Source organism: Mesorhizobium australafricanum (genome assembly GCF_033977265.1).
Taxonomy (GTDB): domain Bacteria; phylum Pseudomonadota; class Alphaproteobacteria; order Rhizobiales; family Rhizobiaceae; genus Mesorhizobium; species Mesorhizobium australafricanum.
Genome location: NZ_JAVIIT010000050.1, coordinates 1 through 1918, shown reverse-complemented (window position 1 = coordinate 1918; position 1918 = coordinate 1). Strand labels below are relative to the sequence as shown.

1 protein-coding gene is annotated in these 1918 nt (G+C 56.7%); it reads right to left on the bottom strand.

All coding sequences use genetic code 11. The features are described from left to right. Positions 1-275: 275 nt before the first annotated feature. On the bottom strand, positions 276-626 hold the full coding sequence (locus tag RFM98_RS31095; protein ID WP_320312284.1) for a hypothetical protein: 351 nt from the start codon (positions 624-626) through the stop codon (positions 276-278). Between the last annotated feature and the right edge of the window lie 1292 nt (positions 627-1918).

Here is a 1918-nt window from a genome sequence, read left to right as displayed (position 1 = left end):
GGGTCGCCGCACCGGAGAGGATTATATTCCTTAGATGCTTTCAGATGGCAAGGGCTCAATGAAAGAGCCCGCTCTTCTGACGTTTGGGCGGGCTCTTTGTCGGGACCTCCTAAGGAAAGCCGGCGTCTCTCACCTTCTCGGTGACAGGCGACAATCCATCCCGAAGCGACGCTCTCCGCTTGGCGGAAGATGCGCCGACCAAATAGTCAACATGACCGCTCAGGAAAGGTTCCCAGACTGCTAAATTAGAGTACCGCGCCTCACCACCTGGGGATTTATTCCTCCCCCAGTCGGCCTTCAAGTTCTTTCATGAAATGGGCTTCGTTGAGCAGCGTTTCCCAATCGGTACCGAAACGTCCAATCAGATCGTGGGCTTGCTCCTTGGAGATGTTTTCTTCCTGGGATAACCGGCCGGCCAAGAGATCAAAGGTGGCGAGATCGGCCTCGGGCAAACTGCCATTACGGTGCTGCATCGCCTCAGCGATCACTTCGAAGACGCTGCCGACTTCCTCATAGATCTCACTTACCGCGATGCCCTCTCGGTCCGCCGCTTCCATCGCTTGGTCGGTTAGATCGTTTATCGCGGCCGGGTCGTCGGTCACCGCTTCCGGCAGATGCTCTGCCATCCACCGTCGAGGAAATTGGCACCGCGTGTGCTCATTTTTCCATAAGCACGAGCCGCATATTAGGTTCCGCTTATCTTGAAGGCGGCGCTGGGGTGAGGCTGCGGAAAGGGGCCGTCTAAGCCGATTCTGAGAGGCACCTAGCGCAAGGTCCAGAGGAAGTTGCACATCGCTAGGATGAGAGCGCAGTAGACAAGAATCCACCAGTATGCGGAACTGTTCATTCTCGCCACCGCTGCGCTCGTAAATGCCTCCAGCGGAAAAATGCCTCCCTAATAAGCGCTGGAGCCAACACGCTGACGCTCAACCACGATCGGCCGGGAGCGACAGGCTAAATGCACACATTTACGGATTTGTTCCCGCTCGATGAGTTCCTTCGTTCGGATGGCGATGATTCTAGGAAATTCCTCATATGATCAACATCAGCCGCGCGGTGCCCGTGAGTATCTAGGTCGTGCTCGCCGGTCAGGCCCGGCCGCCGTCCTCTACCCCCGCCTGCCGGCCGGGCCGCCCCGCTTGTGCTGTTAAGGGCAAGGCGTCCAACCCTTTCCGCCTCTGCGCGAAAGCGGTGGAAAGTCATCAACCGTGATCTTTATGTTGCAGACCGAGGTCCGATCTCTCACCGCATTGGTCCCTGGTGAGAAACAAACCGCCCTTTGCTTCATTATCGGCGGCTGGCCTTTCATCGCCAGGCCCGCGTTGGTGGCGGCAATCGTTGCAACCCTAATGGTGAGACAGGGCAGTGCCAATCCCCACAGATTTGAACGACGAGTACCTAACCTTCGAATGTCCCCGGTGTAGGCACCCAATCATCCGGAAAGGCTCATGGTTTAAGACCATAGCGACTTTCAGGTGCCCGAGTTGCAACCAGACTTTGCGGCTTGGATATCCAGACAAACTGCGTATCTTTGCGAACCATAAGCGTCCGGCTTGTCAGGCAGCTACCTAGAGGGAGGTAGCGGTGGTTGCCGATGGGCTTTTTCTCGCTTGCCAAGGGCTTACGCGATCACACCATGTCGATCGCAGACGTTTTAGCTACTTTTCATATTGCGGCGGACCACGGTTCGCCAGGCCGGCGCCCGCTTAGGCAATCTCCAAAATTGAGGCGCCGGCCACCCTTAGCCCGTCGCTAGGTGTGGGGGCACACCAGCGACGGGCTATCGACCTAAAGGTCGCCTCGAAAGCCAAGACAACCTCCGCTGAAAAACAGCAGGAACCTTCCTCTCGGAAGGTGGTTGCTGCAAAAAGGAGCGTCCATCAATGCCGAAATACCAGGTGGAAGAAATGAATGGTGA